Genomic DNA, 13,502 nt, shown 5'->3' with positions numbered 1-13,502 from the left:
CGTGCGCGGCGTGACCTGGCTGAATGCCGTCAATGACCAGGCTGCGGATGTTCGGCCGCGAGGGCCGACCTCGAGGACGAGGACGTCGCCCGCCCTACGGCCTTCCGCGACCCCGACGCCCGCTTCAGGCGCACATCGGGAGCTCTCAGCCCGCGGGCGCTGGCAGCGCGGTGCCGCGGAGCCCGGCCGCCGAACGGACGAGTGAGGCAATTGCCGGTGAGTGGCTGTTCGGCGGCCATGCGAGCACCGTGGTGACGTCCGGTGCGTCGGCGACGGGCACCGCGACGTGATCGGGCCACTGCCAGGCCCGGCTGGAGGCGGGGATGACGAGCAGCGTCTTTCCGAGTGCTACGAGCTGAGCGAGCTGTGACTGGGTGTGCACCTCCGGCCCGGGCCCGTCCGGGTAGGACCCGTCGAGCCGGGGCCATCGAGCGATTGGCAGGTCCGGCACGTTGCGGACGTCCGCCAGCGTGAGCTGATCGCGTGAGGCGAGCGGATGCCCTGCGGGAAGGAGCGCGATCTGGCCTTCGACGCAGAGGTCTTGGGTGTCGAAGCCGGCGAGGTCGTCGAACGGCTGGTGCGTGATCGCCACGTCGGCGCGTCCGTTGCGCAGTAGCCGTGCCTGCTCGCCGACCTCGCACAGGAGGACTTCGACCGGTGCCGCACCGGGTTCGCCCGCAAGCGTGTGGAGGAGCCGTCGCAGCAGCTCGTGGGACGCCCCGCTTTCGTCACCAGCACCAGCGACTGCTTCGGATCTCCGGCACGCCGCGTCCGACGTGCGGCAGCCGCGACCGCGTCGAGGGCCGCTCGGGCCTCGCGGAGCAGGACCTAGCCGGCGTCGGTGAGCGCCGCTCCGCGACGGTCCGGTCGAGGAGCTGGACGCCGGGCCGCCGCTCCATCTGGCGGATCGCGCGTGAGAGCGGCGGCTGTGCGATCCCGAGCCGATCGGCGGCACGTCCGAAGTGCGGTTCCTCGGCGACGGCGATGAAGTACCGAAGCTCGCGGGTCTCGAGATCGTCCTTGGGCGGAGCCTACGCTCGATACCTGGTGGGTATCCCGCCGTGCTGAATCTGTCTTGGACAACAAGTGCGCGATTCGCCGGGCACGGATCGGGTGAACAACAACATGAAGACCGCGCTGGTAGCCGGCCGAACTAGGGAATCGGTTTCGCCATCGCACACGGTCTCGGGGCGATTGGCTTCACGGTCGCGGTCGGAGCTCGCGACGACGCCAGGCGCGAGGAGGCCGTCGAGCGTCTGCGTGCCGCAGGCGTCGACGCGTTGGGGCCGCCCTCGACGTCACCTCCGACGAGAGCGTCGCCGCAGCGGCGGCGACCATCGAGCGGACGGCAGGACGGCTCGACGTGCTCGTGAACAACGCGGGCATCTCCGGCCGGATCGACGGTGGCGCGCAGGATCCGACGACGCTCGACCTCGACGTCGTCCGCACCGTCCTCGAAACGAACGTGTTCGGGGTCGTTCGGGTGACGAACGCGATGCTCCCGCTGCTCAGCCGCGCAGGCTTGCAGGCTCGCCGCGCATCGTCAACATGTCGAGCAATATGGGTTCGCTGACGTTGCAGCCGGGCCCGGTCATGGCCGCGTACGCACCGTCGAAGTCGATGCTCAACAGCGTCACGGCGCAGTACGCCCGCCGACTCGCCGATACGAATGTCATCGTGAACGCCGGCTGCCCCGGCTACGTCGCGACCTACTTCACCGGCTTCAACGCGCCACGGACGCCCGAGCAGGGTGCCGCGATCGCGATCCGGCTCGCCACCCTGCCGGATGACGGGCCGCGCGGCGGCTTCTTCGACGACGAGGGTGTCATCCCCTGGTGACCCGGACGCACGGGAGTGCAACGGCACCAGTCGGCCCCATCCGGACCGGCGTCCCGCAATGCGAAAAGGCCCCGATCGGCTTCGACGCCCTGTTTGGCCGCGACATCCGCCTGGCGGACCGGCACCGGTCCGCGCCTACACCGAGGAGCTGATGCCCGCCACCCTCGGCGGTGCCATCGAGCCGTGAAGCGAAGGCGTATGCATGTCCACTGAACCCGAAGCTCCAGCCCTCATACCAGCCGACGAGCCCTACCCGGCGCCCACCCGGCGCACGGTCATCGCCACCAGCACCGCGGTCGGCGGTGCCGTCGTCGCCGGCGGCGTGATCGGAGGAGCCTTCCTCTCCGCCTCCGAGGAGGCGACGGCCGCCGGGACCGCGCCACCAGCCTTGTCTCCCTGACGGTCAAAAGGAACCCGCCACGTCGTCAACGCGCGGGGGCATAGAACGCGCGGGGGCATAGGTGGCCGGACACAACGCTAGGGGCCTACTCGGCACGAGGTCTTCGAAGGCTGAGACGGACATCGGCGAGGACGGGCAGCGGCGGGCCACATCTTCGGACGCCCCGTGTCCCGGCCGGAGTCCGGCCCCGCGACTACGGACCGCTTCGCGCCGGCAATCCGGCGCATCAGGGGATCTGGGACTCGATGTGGGCGAGTTGGGCGGCGACGATCTCCTCGAACGCGGCGCGGCGATCTGCGCCGAGGGGGCGGACGTCGCGGGCGAAGTGGGCCAGGGCGGGGAAGCGTTCGGGGTCGGCGCCGAGCACCGCGACGCGGAACTGCTCCATGCCCTGCTCGTACTCCTTGGGGGTGATGGTGGAGATACCGGCCTCGGAGGCGATCAGCGCGGCGAGGAGGATCACGATGCGGTGGTATCGCACCGGTACCTCCTCGTCGGGCAGGCCGGACGCACGCAGGGCCTGCAGCAGCTCCTCCATGACCAATCGGGACCCGGTGCCGCCGGACCCGTAGCGTCCCCACACCGTGGCGAGTTGGGGTTGCTCGCCGAATGCCTCGCGCAGGTGCAGGGCCAGGGCGGTGACGCGCTGCTTCCAGTCCCCCTCGGAGCGGTAGCCGTCCATGGCAGCCAGCAGGATCCGGTCGGCGACCGCGCGCAGCAGTTCGGTCTTGTTGCGGAAGTGCCGGTAGAGGCTGGAGGAGTCGGTCCCGAGCACTGCGGCGAGTTTGCGCACGCTGAACGACTCGGCGTCGCTCGTGCGCAGCAGTTCCGCCGCCGTGTCCAGGATCTCCTCGGTCGACCATCGCCTTCGGCCAGTCATCTCGCCCCTCTCGTCCCAGACTCAGCTTAACCTATGCACTTGCTGTTGCACGCACCGCGTGCATAATGAGGACAAGGTGCTGTCCGACCGCAATGACACACCCGGCATCCGGCCGGGAGGGAAGAAGGAGACATGAGCGAGATCGCTACCTCGAAACGGCCGCTGGAGCCGGACTTCTCGGTGATAACGACCGAGGAACTGCTTGCCTACCGCGACGCGGAGAACCGCTTCCGGGCCTCCAGCACGGCGCGGACGATCCTCGGGGAACCGAATCCCGGCGCCGCGATCGGCTGGCAGGAGATCACGCTGCCCGGCCGCGACCTACCGGTCCGGGTGTACCGGCCGGCGTCGACGGGAGACGGCGAGGCCGCCGCCCGGACCGACCTGCCACTCGTGGTCCATGTCCACGGAGGCGGCTTCGTGGGCACGGCGGTGCAGTGCGACTGGACCAACAGCCACCTCGCCGCCCGGCTGCCCGCCCTCGTCGTTTCGGTCGAGCACCGCCTCCTCGCCCCGGACAGCCCGCTCGCGAACGCCGCCGACGACGGCTGGGACGTGCTCGACCACGTGGTGCGCCACGCCGCGCAGTGGGGCGTCGACCCGGCGCGCACGGCCGTCTTCGGTGAGAGCTGCGGCGCGCTGATCAGCGCGCTGACGGCCATCCGGGCCAGGGAGGCGGGCCTGGAGCTCAAGGCGCAGGTGCTGGTCAACCCCGCAGTCGACGTGACCGGGACGATGTTCGACCACCCCTCGATCGCCGAGTACGCATACAGCCCGACCCGGGCCCTGCCGCTACTGCGGCTCTTCCAGCGGCTCGCCGTCCCGCCGGGAGCCGACGCCGGCGCGCTCTCGCCGCTGCACGCGGACGACCTGAGCGGGCTCGCCCCCGCGCTCGTGGTGGTGCCCACCCAGGACGCGGTCGCCGACCACGGCCGCCGCTACGCCGAGCGGCTCCACGCGGCTGGGACCTCTGTGCGGCATTCCGAATACCCAGGAGCAAAGCACGCGTTCCTCGCCATGCCCGGCGTGGAACCACAGGCCGAGACCGCCCAGGCGGAGATCCTCACGTTCCTCCGTGCGGCCCTGGCGAAGTGACGGAGGACCGTCAGACGCTCGGATTCACGGTCGGCCGCACGTCGCCGTTCACCGTCTGAACGACCTCGGGGGCCCATCCTCCTCGTAGGGGTGGGACACGCCCGCGACACCTTCCCGCACTACGCCGAAACACAGCCTGGCCGCCCTCGACCCGCGCCTGCCCGCGACCGGCCTACGGCTGTCCGGCGGATCCTGCGTGCCCGGCGCGGGGGCGAGCCCCGAAGGGGCGCGGGGAACTGCGCGACCAGCCCCAAACACACCCGCACCCTGCACAGCACAGGCACGGGCACCCCCTGCTCAGCACCCAGAGAGAGGGCAACAGAAAGATCCGCCGGACAGGCCGTAGGCGGCATCGACGCCGCCGTCCCCGACACCGGGGCCCAGGGGGCTCGATACAGCGACCACGGCATCGCCCTGGGAGCCGACGGCAACCATCGCGACCGCACAGACCCGCACCGACAGAGGTCACGACCACCGCACACCATGGGGGAAGACACAGTGCAGCGCATCGCATCATCGGAGTGGGCGAGATCGGCCGGGCCATCGTGCCGGGCCTGTGCGACGGGGACGACAGCTCGCCAGAGAGGTGTTCCTCTCACCCCGGGGAGCCCGCACGGCAGCGGAGTTGGCCGCGCGCTACGAGGGCGTACAGGTCTGTGCCGACAACCAGGAGGTGGTGGACCCTCTCTTCGAGTGCGTGGGCGGGGTGCTACCGGTCGCGGACGAGGCGGCCTTCAACGTCTTTTCCGCGCTGAGGGGGACGTTGACCACCCGTTACTGACCGTTTCAGAATGAGCCCAAGAGTCTCGACGGCGGCCTGGACCCATCGACCGTTACCGAGGGTATGGGGCAGCGGTATGCGTTGTCCCGAGCGGTGTCTCTGGCCCTCCTATGCCTGGGTGGAGGCGTGTCCTCTGCCATGGAGTTGGGGGTTGCGGAAGCCGTCCTGGGGGGCGGGCACATCGGCGGCAAGGACGGATGGTCTTGCACGGGCGAGGGGCGAAGGACGCCGAGGCAGGGTCATACCTCTTCGCCCAGCAGGAAGGTGCTGCCGACCGAGTTCGGCAGGAAGGCGTCGGGCAGCCGGGTCGCCAGTGCCTGCTGTGCCGCCCAGCTGGTGCAGTGCGCGGGCACCACCACTGCGGGCCCCTCGGCAGCCAACTCGTCGATCGTCCGATCGACGACCGGTCCGAACCGCAGATGCAGGCCGCCCAGCACCCCGTACAACCGCTGAATTCCCGTCACTTTCCGGGCGTGCCGGACGAGGTTGACGATCCCCGCGTGTCCGCATCCGGTCAGGATCACCAGCCCCTTGCCCCGTATGTTGAGTACGAGGGCCTGGTCGTCCTCGATGAGCTCGTCCGGGCCCCATTCCCCGTCGAGGCACGCCTGGTGGCCCGGCATGCCCGTCTCGAAGTCAGTACTGCGTTCGACTTCTCCGGTGATCAGGAGGAAGTCGTCGAGCAGCAAGGACGGGCGCCGGTCCTCGATCACCGTGAAGCCGGCCTTTTCGATGGCGCCGCGGTTGGGTGTCGGAAGGTCCAGCACGCCGCCAGGACCGGCGATCCGGCGCCGCCGCCACGCGTCGGGGTGCAGCAGTACCGGCATGGCGGGTCGCCCGAGTCTGCGTACCAGCCCGTGCAGACCGGTCACGTGGTCGAAGTGACCATGGCTGAGGACGATGGTCTCGAAGGTGTCCGGGTGCACGCCGAGGCGGTCGAGGTTGCCGATCAGACCGTCGGTGGTCGCTCCGGCGTCGAAGAGTATCCGCCGGTTGCGACCGCCTGTGCTGATCTCCACCATCGCCGAGAAGCCGTGCTCGGCCCGGAGGACATCGATCGTGGTGCCCGCGGTGGTCAGACCGGCCGGTGCTACGGGCAGGGGCGCGCCGGCTCCTGCCCCGGCCAGGCCCCACCGCCTCACGAGATGTCCGTCCGGCAGCAGGGCGTCGCTGGAATTGTCGATCAGCGTCGTCACCCGCGCGCCGTCGACCGGTCGCAGCTCGACGTGCATCTTTCCTCCTCGGTTCGGTCCCGCACCGATGTCACCGCGTCCCGGACCACCGGGTCCAGGACCGATTCCGTATCGCCCCGAGCGTCTCGGTATCGTGGCCGGTCATGGACTTGAGGCAGCTTGGGTATTTCGTCGCTGTAGCCGAGGAACTGCACTTCGGCCGCGCCGCCGCCCGGCTGCACATGTCGCAGCCGCCGTTGAGTCGGCGCATCCGGGAACTGGAGGAGGAACTCGACTGCCGACTGCTGGAGCGGTCACCGCGAGGTGTGCTGCTCACGGACAGCGGCCGGGTCCTGCTCGACGAGGCGAAGGATCTGCTGGAACACGCCGAGCGGGCGAAGGAGAAGGTGCGACAGAGCACCGGACACCGCACGATCGTCGTCGGCGCGGTTGCCGGCGCGGGAGCGGCCCTCGACGCCGGGACGCAGGAGACCTTCCGCCGACGGTATCCGCGGGCAGCCGTCCGGCTGCGGGAGTGCGACTTGGCCGATCCGAGCGCGGGGTTGCGTACGGGGCAGGTCGATGTGGCCTTCACCCGCCTGCCCTTCGACACGACGGGCCTTGCCGTCCGGGTCCTCCACGAGGAACCCCTGGTGGCTGTCATGCCCTCCAGCGACCCACTGGCCGGGTCGGCCCGGATCGACGTCTTGGACCTGCGCGGACGCACGACGTTCCGGCTGCCGCCGGGGGCCGACCCGCAGTGGCGTGACTTCTGGCTCGCCGCCGGCTCCGACGATCCGGACATGCCCGTGGTGAGCACGATCGGCGAGTGCCTGCACGCTGTCGTGTGGCAGTCGGCCGTCGGCCTGCTCCCGTCGGCCGCGGCTCACCGCCACGCGACCCCGGGCGTCAGCTTCGTGCCCCTCACCGGCCACCGCCCCAGCCGCGTGGTGCTCGCCTGGCGGGCCGGTGAGCCCGACAAGCTCGTCCTCGACCTGATCGACATCGCCGGCAACGACGCGGGGCCGAGCCACCCCGCCCAGTCCAGGCGGGTTCTCTGACAAGGTCATGCGTCGTGACTGCCGATCAGGACCATCTCCGGTCGACCGAGGGCGCCCCGGGGCAGCAAGCACCACGTCATCGTCGACCAGCACCGCACGCCGCTCGCCGTATCACCGACCGGGGGCAACCGGCGCGATGTCACCCAACTCATGCCGTTGGTCGATGCCATCCCTCGCATTCGTGGCCTGCGCGGACGGCCGCGCCACCGTCCGCAGCGCCTGTATGCCGACCGCGGCTACGACTTCTACAAGTACCGGCGCCTCCTCCGGCAGCGAGGGATAGCGCCGAAGATCGCCCGCCGTGGTGCCCTGCACGGTTCCGGCCTGGGCAAAACCCGGTGAGTCGTAGAGCGAACGTTCGCCTGGCTTCATCAGTTCAAACGCCTCCGCACTCGCTACGAGATACGCGCCGACCTGCACCGGGGCCTCCTCGAACTCGCTTGCAGTGTCACCTGCTTGAGGAGGCCCCGAACGGAAACAACGAACGCGTCCGCACCACGTGGTTCGGCCCGGCCAACTCCGAAGCCCTCCACAAAGCCCTCGACGGCCTCCTCGCCGATCTGGGGTAGCCCGGGGGCAAAGGGCTCGCACCCGAAACCCTCGTCAGTCGACCGCGAACCCGAGCGTCACTCGCGGAATCTGCGAGCAACCACCGAAATCCCACGCCCTCGGGGAACACCTCGAACATGGGTCTGCGACCTGCTGACATGCGACGTGCAGCAGCACGGCAGGTGCTCAAGAACCCGTGCACGATCCAGTTCATGTGGGCCGGACGTTCCTCGGCGGCCCGGCTCGCGCCGCGCCCGCACGGGCGGGCACGCTCCTGGAGCAGCGGGAAGTCCAGACGCTCATGCTGAAGGCCGACGAGCTCCCCGTTTATGAACCGCTTCCTCTACCAGCGTTCCACTGCGGTCTGCGCCCAGCGAGCCCAGCGCACAGGCCGACCCCCGCCCCTCCTCACCATGTGCCCGATCTGCCCTGACGCGCGCCGCTCCAGCGTCCACCTGCCCCGTCGGAGAGTCGCGCGGCCGAGTTCGCCGGTCCGCATGCGCGACGATTTCGGCTACGGGCCCGGGGGCGGAACACCAGTTGGCACCCCGAGAGCGGAGATCGTCCGGGCCGCCGGCGCCCGCTGGGCCGTTGAGGAGTGCTTCCAGTCCGCAAGAACGAAGCTGGCCTCGATCACTACCGGGTCCGCCACTACCCGGCCTGTCCCCTTCTGACGCCTTCAACAGCCCTGGAGTCACTGACACGATGAACCTCGCAGACGCCAAGGCGCAGTTCCAGAGCATCGTGGAGCGGCACCGTGACGACATGCCGCTGGACGCCACGACTCGCGCAGTGGCCCTGGCCGAACTGACGAATACCTATCAACACGCGATGCAGAAGATCGACCGGTTCACCGCTGAACAGCGCGGGCGGCGGCCTGGCTTCCTGCCGATGAACACACGCAACGGGCTCGTCGGCAAGCTCAACAGGCTCTGTTCATCTGCCAAAGCGGAGCTGGGACTCGACTGACGAACCTCGGCACTGCTGTCGAGTAGCGCGACCGCCCTCATACGGGCACCAGCAGCGATAGCGAACTGCGGCTGGAGTACTAGTACTCCAGTTGCAGTTTGCTATTCCTGCTGGTCAGAGCCCTGTTTCGGAGTGTACTCGGCTGACGCCTCGTCAGGTGGCGGGAGTTCGTGACCTCGGGTGCGGCGGTGGTAGTGGCAGCGGCGGGCGGTGGCCTGGTGACGGCGGCGCCAGCGGGACCAGTTCAGCGCGTGGCCGGTGCGCCGCAGGTGCGCCGGCGTGGGGTGGCCAGTTGCCAGGAGCCGCCGGATTTCCGCCACGGTGAGCGGTGCGAGGGCGTCGGAACCGTTTCTGCCGACCCCCTTTCGGTCCCCGCGGCGGCGGCCATCGCGGCGAGGAAGGCGTGGGCGAGCATGGCCAGGGTGATGTGCCGGTACCAGCCGGGATACCGGCGGACCTCGTACTGATCCAGGCCGCACTCGTTCTTCGCGGCCTGGAATGCCTCCTCGATCGCCCAGCGCGCCCCGGCGATCCGTACCAGCTCGGCGACGGGAGTGCCGGCCGGCGCGTAGGCGAGGTAGTAGGCGATCTCCTCCGGACGGGCCAGGCTGCGGCGGGCCAGCACCCACCGGTCACGGGTGGGCTCATCGCCGTCGAAGTCATCGATGGCGGGCAGCCGGGCTGCGGCCCAGTCGTAGACGCGCGGCCCCTTCGCGCCGGCCCCGCAGGAGTGGCGTTCCCAGGCGTCCTCGGGGGCCTGGGCGATGGCGAAGTCGATGCGGCCGACGGCGTGGACGTGTTGGGACTTCGGCACGGCCAGGACGTAGCCGACGCCGGTTTCCTCCAGCATGCGGCGCAGCCGCCACTCCTGGCCGTAGGCCGAGTCGGCGGTCACCCAGGCGATCGGCAGCGGCGAGGCCAGTGCCCGCATGATGATGGCCTTCGCGAGGTCGCCCTTGGTGGCGAACGCGCGCTCGTGGGGGATCTTCGCCTGGGCGCAGCGGCCCGGATCGGAGGTCCAGGACTTCGGCAGGCAGAGTTCCCGGTCCACCAGCGCCCGGCCTCTGACGCTGGCGTAGGCGGCGAACACGCCGATCTGGCAGTTCTCCGTGCGGCCGGCGGTGCCGGAATACTGCCGCTGCACCCCAGCCGAGACCGTGCCCTTCTTGATGAACCCGGTGTCGTCAATGATCAGCACACCCGCCGGGTCCCCGAGCTTCTCGGCAACGTATTCCTGCAGGTCATCGCGGATCTCGTCGGGGTCCCAGCAGGCGCGGCTGAGCAGGTGCTGCAGCCCGGCGGGAGTGCGGTGACCGGCATGCTCGGCCAGCTGCCAGCTGTTCTTGCGGCCCACCGGCCCGAGCAGGCCGTGCACATAAGCCCGCATCCGCCGCCGCAGATCCACCCGCCCGAACCGGTGACCGATCCGCACCAGCAACTCTTCCAGTTCCGCCGACCAGACATCGGGCCGCACATCGTCTTGCACGACAAACACAACGGCCCGCCGCACCCGAGGTCACGAACTCCCGCCACCTGACGAGGCGTCAGCCGAGTACACTCCGAAACAGGGCTCTGACCAGCAGCGATAGCGAACTGCAACTGGAGTACTAAGCTGCTCTGCTCTGCCGATTCAAGGTTCGCCCAAGGATTGCCGCAAGGCCGACTTTTTACAGTCATCTCTATTCGGGCAACCGACCCACCTCCAGGGCGGAGACGGGGTCCGCCAGGTCTTCTCTCGTCATCTGCCGGTGCCGACGACCGCGGCGAGCAGCTGTCCACACGGCCCACCCCAGGCACCAGCCCAGGGGTGCCACATCACCGACTCATCCCTTGAGGGAGCATCCGTATGTCTGCTGTCAAGAACCGCAAAGCCCGGCCGCTGATCATCGCCGCACTCGCCGGCGGTCTGGTTGCCGGTGTCGTCACTGGCGCCTCCGTCACCGACGGATTCACCGCCGCCGCCGAACGGGGCGGCACCGCCAAAAAGGGCGGCACCGCCAAGCAAAAAAGCGGCACCTCCGAAAAGGTAGCCATCGCCGGCATGAAGGCGAAGAACGGGGAGAGGTGCGAGCCCGTCGACCGTGTGACGCCCATCCTGATCCGCGAGGGCTGGGTCGGCACCCCGGAGAAGGCCGCCTGGCGCAACGGCGGCTCCACCCAGCCGCAGCACCAGTTCACCTTCACCCAGACCAATGCCGCCCGCGGCATGCTCACCGGCAAACTGCCTTCCCTTCCCAGCATTCAGGGCAAGGCAAGGGCGCAAATCAACAAGAAGAACAAGGAGCAGGAGAGCACCTCCGCCATGGAGGGCTTCGAGCTCGAACTGTCGGCCAGCATCAGCACCGCCGAGACCGTCACCTACACCGTTCCCGCCCGCAGCATATTCGTCGCCAAGCGCGGCATCTGGAAGCAGACCTGGGCCATCAAGCGCTACCAGCGGTGGTCCAACTGCCAGGAGCGCTGGAGCCATGTCGGCAACTACACCGGCGTCGGAATCATGAACTACACGTCCTCGAAAGCGCTCTATCGCTGAACGCTTCGGCAAGGCCCGCACACCCGGGCCCGCACGGCGCATCGCTCCGTGCGGGCCCGGGGGTCCCGGGTCCCGGGATCGTTTCCGCGGGCCGGAACATGACGGCCGTCTCGTGACGCCCGATTCGCCCCAGGCACTGTCCGATGGGTTGGGTGACCAGGTCGACGATTACATCGTTCTGACCGGTGTGGGGCGGGGTGACCTGCCGGATCAGGAGTGGGCCCGGCTGGAGTCGCACGTGCCGAAGAACGTGAAACGGGGCGAACGTTCGAGCCACTGGCGTCGAGCCACGGCCAACCGAGCACGAGGTCGTAACGCTCGAGAAGGCGTTCCTCACCAGCGGAAATGGTGAACTGCCACTGGAGTGCCGGCTGGAGGCCAGCCCGCGCCACAGGGCGGAGAGGAACAGTCGGCATCAGCCCCGGAGGCCGCACCGGCACGGTCTGCCCCGGACGCGCCGCCCGCCGCTGCCGTCCTGTTCCATGACGGCAGCGGCGGGCGACATTACGCCGGGGTGGGCTCAGCTCTCGGACGGGGTACCGACGGCAGGCTCCCTCGGGGAGTCGCACCCGGGCCGGACGCCGGAAGGTGTCGGCGCCGGTGAACGCTGGAGCACGGCTTCGATCTCTTCGAGCTGCTTACCGCGGGTCTCGGGCATGCGGCGGGCGAGGAAGACGAAACCGAGAGCACCGAGGACGGCATAGCTGAAGAACAGGCCGCTCGGGGTGATGGCGTTGATGGTCGTCAGCACGGTGACCGAGATCAGCAGGTTGAGGATCCAGTGCGTGGCCAGCCCGAACGAACCGGCCTTGCCGCGTACGGCGGTGGGGAAGACCTCACTGTTGACAAGCCACATGGCTATTCCGAGGCTGGCGGAGAAAGCGGCTTCGTAGGCCATCAGTGCCGAGACGAGCAGCACGCGGTTGACGCCGGTCAGGTCGGTCGCCGCGTACAGGGTCCCGATCGCGACCAGGGCGGCGACGGTGATGCCCGTGCCGGTCAGCAGGAGCGGACGGCGGCCGACCCGGTCGACCAGGAGGTAACCGAGGAAGGTGAAGGTGACGTTGGCGACGCCGATGCCGACGGAGGAGAGGATGGCGGCGGAGTCACCGAAGCCCGCCCGGGTGAGGAGCGTCGGTGTGTAGTAGGTGACCGCGTTGACCCCGACGAGCTGGTTGATGGCCGCGACACCGACGCCGAGGACGATACCGGGACGGAACCGCTTTCCCAGAAGGTCGCGGTAGGAGAACGCCCGTTCCGCCGCCATGGAATTGACGATGTCGGCGATCTCCTTCTCGACATCGGCCGGGCCGTGGTGCTTCGCCAGTATCTTGCGGGCCTCGTCCGTACGTCCCCGGGTCAGCAGCCAGCGCGGGCTCTCCCCCAGGCGGATCAGGCCCGCGAGCATACCGACGGCGGGGACGGCGGCGATGGCGAGCATCCAGCGCCAGGCGCCGGAGTCGGAGAGCAGATAGCCGACCAGGTAGGAGCTGAGGATGCCTGAGCTGATCATCAACTGGTTGACGGAGACCAGTCGTCCGCGCAGGTGGGCGGGGGCGATCTCCGCGATGTAGGCGGGCACGGCGACGGAGGAGCAGCCGATGGCGATGCCGAGCGCCACGCGGGCCACGAGCAGTTCCACAACGGAGGTGGAGACGGCCGAGACGACGGCGCCGACCGTGAAGACGAGGGCGGTCGTGGCGAGCGTACGTTTGCGGCCGATGCGGTCCATGAGGCTGCCGCCTGCGGCGACCCCGATGATCGCGCCGACGAGAAGGGAGGCGACGACGATCTGTTGTGCCCCGTCCCCGAGATGGAACTGCGGGCCGATGTAGAGCAATGCCGCGGAGATGATGCCGGTGTCGTATCCGAAGAGCAGTCCGCCCAGAGCGGCGATGAGGGTGGGGCCGATTGCCGCTGCCCGCGGTGGCCTTCCGGTCGCCGGCTGTGCGTGCGTGGTGGTTGCCATGTGATTCTCCGATCCGGCACGCCACTGAAAGCCCCCATAAAAGGGCGAAGTTTGACAGTGAGTGTGGCGTGCGCTGTGATGGATCTACTGGTGTGCCGCCGGTGAAGTCGGCACCTGGGTTCCCGATGACAACGGACCCGCGTACAAACCAGCCATCCCCATGGAGTCTTGTACGCGGGTCGATCGGGCTCTGGTTTCCCGGTTCCGGCCGGAGCCGGGACCGGGAAACCCCTCCATCAGCTCCCGGCCCTGTG

General features: G+C 69.2%; 10 protein-coding genes and 5 pseudogenes. 10 read left to right on the top strand and 5 right to left on the bottom strand.

Translation table 11 applies throughout. The features are described 5' to 3' along the window. Positions 1–145: 145 nt before the first annotated feature. Positions 146–986, bottom strand: a pseudogene (locus tag OHB04_RS37355) (LysR substrate-binding domain-containing protein). A 139-nt stretch (positions 987–1,125) separates the two neighbouring features. On the opposite strand from OHB04_RS37355, the pseudogene OHB04_RS37350 reads away from it, so the two are divergent. Both OHB04_RS37350 and OHB04_RS37345 read left to right on the top strand, forming a co-directional pair. After that, positions 1,126–1,839: pseudogene (locus OHB04_RS37350) on the top strand (SDR family oxidoreductase). A 202-nt stretch (positions 1,840–2,041) separates the two neighbouring features. After that, positions 2,042–2,239, top strand: coding sequence for a hypothetical protein (locus tag OHB04_RS37345; protein ID WP_326692066.1), 198 nt, complete (start codon positions 2,042–2,044; stop codon positions 2,237–2,239). A gap of 226 nt (positions 2,240–2,465) precedes the next feature. On the opposite strand, the gene OHB04_RS37340 is transcribed toward OHB04_RS37345, so the two are convergent. Then, complete coding sequence (locus OHB04_RS37340) at positions 2,466–3,119, bottom strand: TetR/AcrR family transcriptional regulator (protein WP_326692065.1); 654 nt, start codon at positions 3,117–3,119, stop codon at positions 2,466–2,468. Between the two features lie 132 nt (positions 3,120–3,251). Between OHB04_RS37340 and OHB04_RS37335 the strand changes: the two genes are divergently transcribed. Together OHB04_RS37335 and OHB04_RS37330 are read left to right on the top strand one after the other, a co-directional pair. Next, positions 3,252–4,214 carry an alpha/beta hydrolase gene (locus OHB04_RS37335; RefSeq protein ID WP_326809190.1) on the top strand — a complete coding sequence of 321 codons (963 nt, stop codon included), beginning with the start codon at positions 3,252–3,254 and terminating at the stop codon, positions 4,212–4,214. Between the two features lie 556 nt (positions 4,215–4,770). Then, on the top strand, positions 4,771–4,995 hold the full coding sequence (locus OHB04_RS37330; RefSeq protein WP_326809189.1) for a hypothetical protein: 225 nt from the start codon (positions 4,771–4,773) through the stop codon (positions 4,993–4,995). A 239-nt stretch (positions 4,996–5,234) separates the two neighbouring features. Here OHB04_RS37330 and OHB04_RS37325 read toward each other — a convergent pair whose 3' ends face one another. Then, positions 5,235–6,227, bottom strand: coding sequence for an MBL fold metallo-hydrolase (locus OHB04_RS37325; RefSeq protein WP_326809188.1), 993 nt, complete (start codon positions 6,225–6,227; stop codon positions 5,235–5,237). 104 nt (positions 6,228–6,331) lie between these two features. Here OHB04_RS37325 and OHB04_RS37320 point away from each other — a divergent pair, with 104 nt between their 5' ends. From OHB04_RS37320 to OHB04_RS37310, 4 genes and pseudogenes are all read left to right on the top strand, one after another. Continuing rightward, a complete protein-coding gene (locus OHB04_RS37320) occupies positions 6,332–7,228 on the top strand; it encodes a LysR family transcriptional regulator (RefSeq protein ID WP_326809187.1) in 897 nt (298 codons plus the stop codon). Positions 7,229–7,250: 22 nt separating this feature from the next. Then, a pseudogene (locus OHB04_RS37315) lies at positions 7,251–7,684 on the top strand (IS5 family transposase); the annotation flags it as partial. A 629-nt stretch (positions 7,685–8,313) separates the two neighbouring features. Then, positions 8,314–8,435: pseudogene (locus OHB04_RS42020) on the top strand (IS701 family transposase); the annotation flags it as partial. 47 nt (positions 8,436–8,482) lie between these two features. After that, the gene (locus OHB04_RS37310) at positions 8,483–8,746 is read left to right on the top strand and encodes a hypothetical protein (RefSeq protein ID WP_326692060.1); all 264 of its coding nucleotides are present in this window, start codon (positions 8,483–8,485) and stop codon (positions 8,744–8,746) included. Positions 8,747–8,990: 244 nt separating this feature from the next. On the opposite strand, the gene OHB04_RS37305 is transcribed toward OHB04_RS37310, so the two are convergent. Continuing rightward, complete coding sequence (locus OHB04_RS37305) at positions 8,991–10,220, bottom strand: IS701 family transposase (RefSeq protein ID WP_405807588.1); 1,230 nt, start codon at positions 10,218–10,220, stop codon at positions 8,991–8,993. A 372-nt stretch (positions 10,221–10,592) separates the two neighbouring features. On the opposite strand from OHB04_RS37305, the gene OHB04_RS37300 reads away from it, so the two are divergent. Continuing rightward, positions 10,593–11,279, top strand: a complete 687-nt coding sequence (locus tag OHB04_RS37300; protein WP_326809186.1) for a hypothetical protein — start codon at positions 10,593–10,595, stop codon at positions 11,277–11,279. A gap of 187 nt (positions 11,280–11,466) precedes the next feature. Further along, positions 11,467–11,565 (top strand): annotated as a pseudogene (locus OHB04_RS42015) (IS5/IS1182 family transposase); the annotation flags it as partial. Positions 11,566–11,799: 234 nt separating this feature from the next. Here OHB04_RS42015 and OHB04_RS37295 read toward each other — a convergent pair. Continuing rightward, on the bottom strand, positions 11,800–13,248 hold the full coding sequence (locus tag OHB04_RS37295) for a sugar porter family MFS transporter (RefSeq protein ID WP_326692058.1): 1,449 nt from the start codon (positions 13,246–13,248) through the stop codon (positions 11,800–11,802). Positions 13,249–13,502: the final 254 nt, after the last annotated feature.

Origin of the sequence: Streptomyces sp. NBC_01775, assembly GCF_035917675.1 — a bacterium.
In the GTDB taxonomy this organism is placed as follows: Bacteria; Actinomycetota; Actinomycetes; order Streptomycetales; family Streptomycetaceae; genus Streptomyces.
This window is presented reverse-complemented; position numbering and strand designations above follow the sequence as displayed.

Bases quoted from the DNA above. Each gene is read 5' to 3' on its own strand.
- OHB04_RS37335 (WP_326809190.1), top strand. From the start codon at position 3,252: ATGAGCGAGATCGCTACCTCGAAACGGCCGCTGGAGCCGGACTTCTCG.
- OHB04_RS37325 (WP_326809188.1), bottom strand. From the start codon at position 6,227: ATGCACGTCGAGCTGCGACCGGTCGACGGCGCGCGGGTGACGACGCTG.
- OHB04_RS37295 (WP_326692058.1), bottom strand. From the start codon at position 13,248: ATGGCAACCACCACGCACGCACAGCCGGCGACCGGAAGGCCACCGCGG.
- OHB04_RS37320 (WP_326809187.1), top strand. From the start codon at position 6,332: ATGGACTTGAGGCAGCTTGGGTATTTCGTCGCTGTAGCCGAGGAACTG.
- OHB04_RS37300 (WP_326809186.1), top strand. From the start codon at position 10,593: ATGTCTGCTGTCAAGAACCGCAAAGCCCGGCCGCTGATCATCGCCGCA.
- OHB04_RS37310 (WP_326692060.1), top strand. From the start codon at position 8,483: ATGAACCTCGCAGACGCCAAGGCGCAGTTCCAGAGCATCGTGGAGCGG.
- OHB04_RS37345 (WP_326692066.1), top strand. From the start codon at position 2,042: ATGTCCACTGAACCCGAAGCTCCAGCCCTCATACCAGCCGACGAGCCC.
- OHB04_RS37340 (WP_326692065.1), bottom strand. From the start codon at position 3,119: ATGACTGGCCGAAGGCGATGGTCGACCGAGGAGATCCTGGACACGGCG.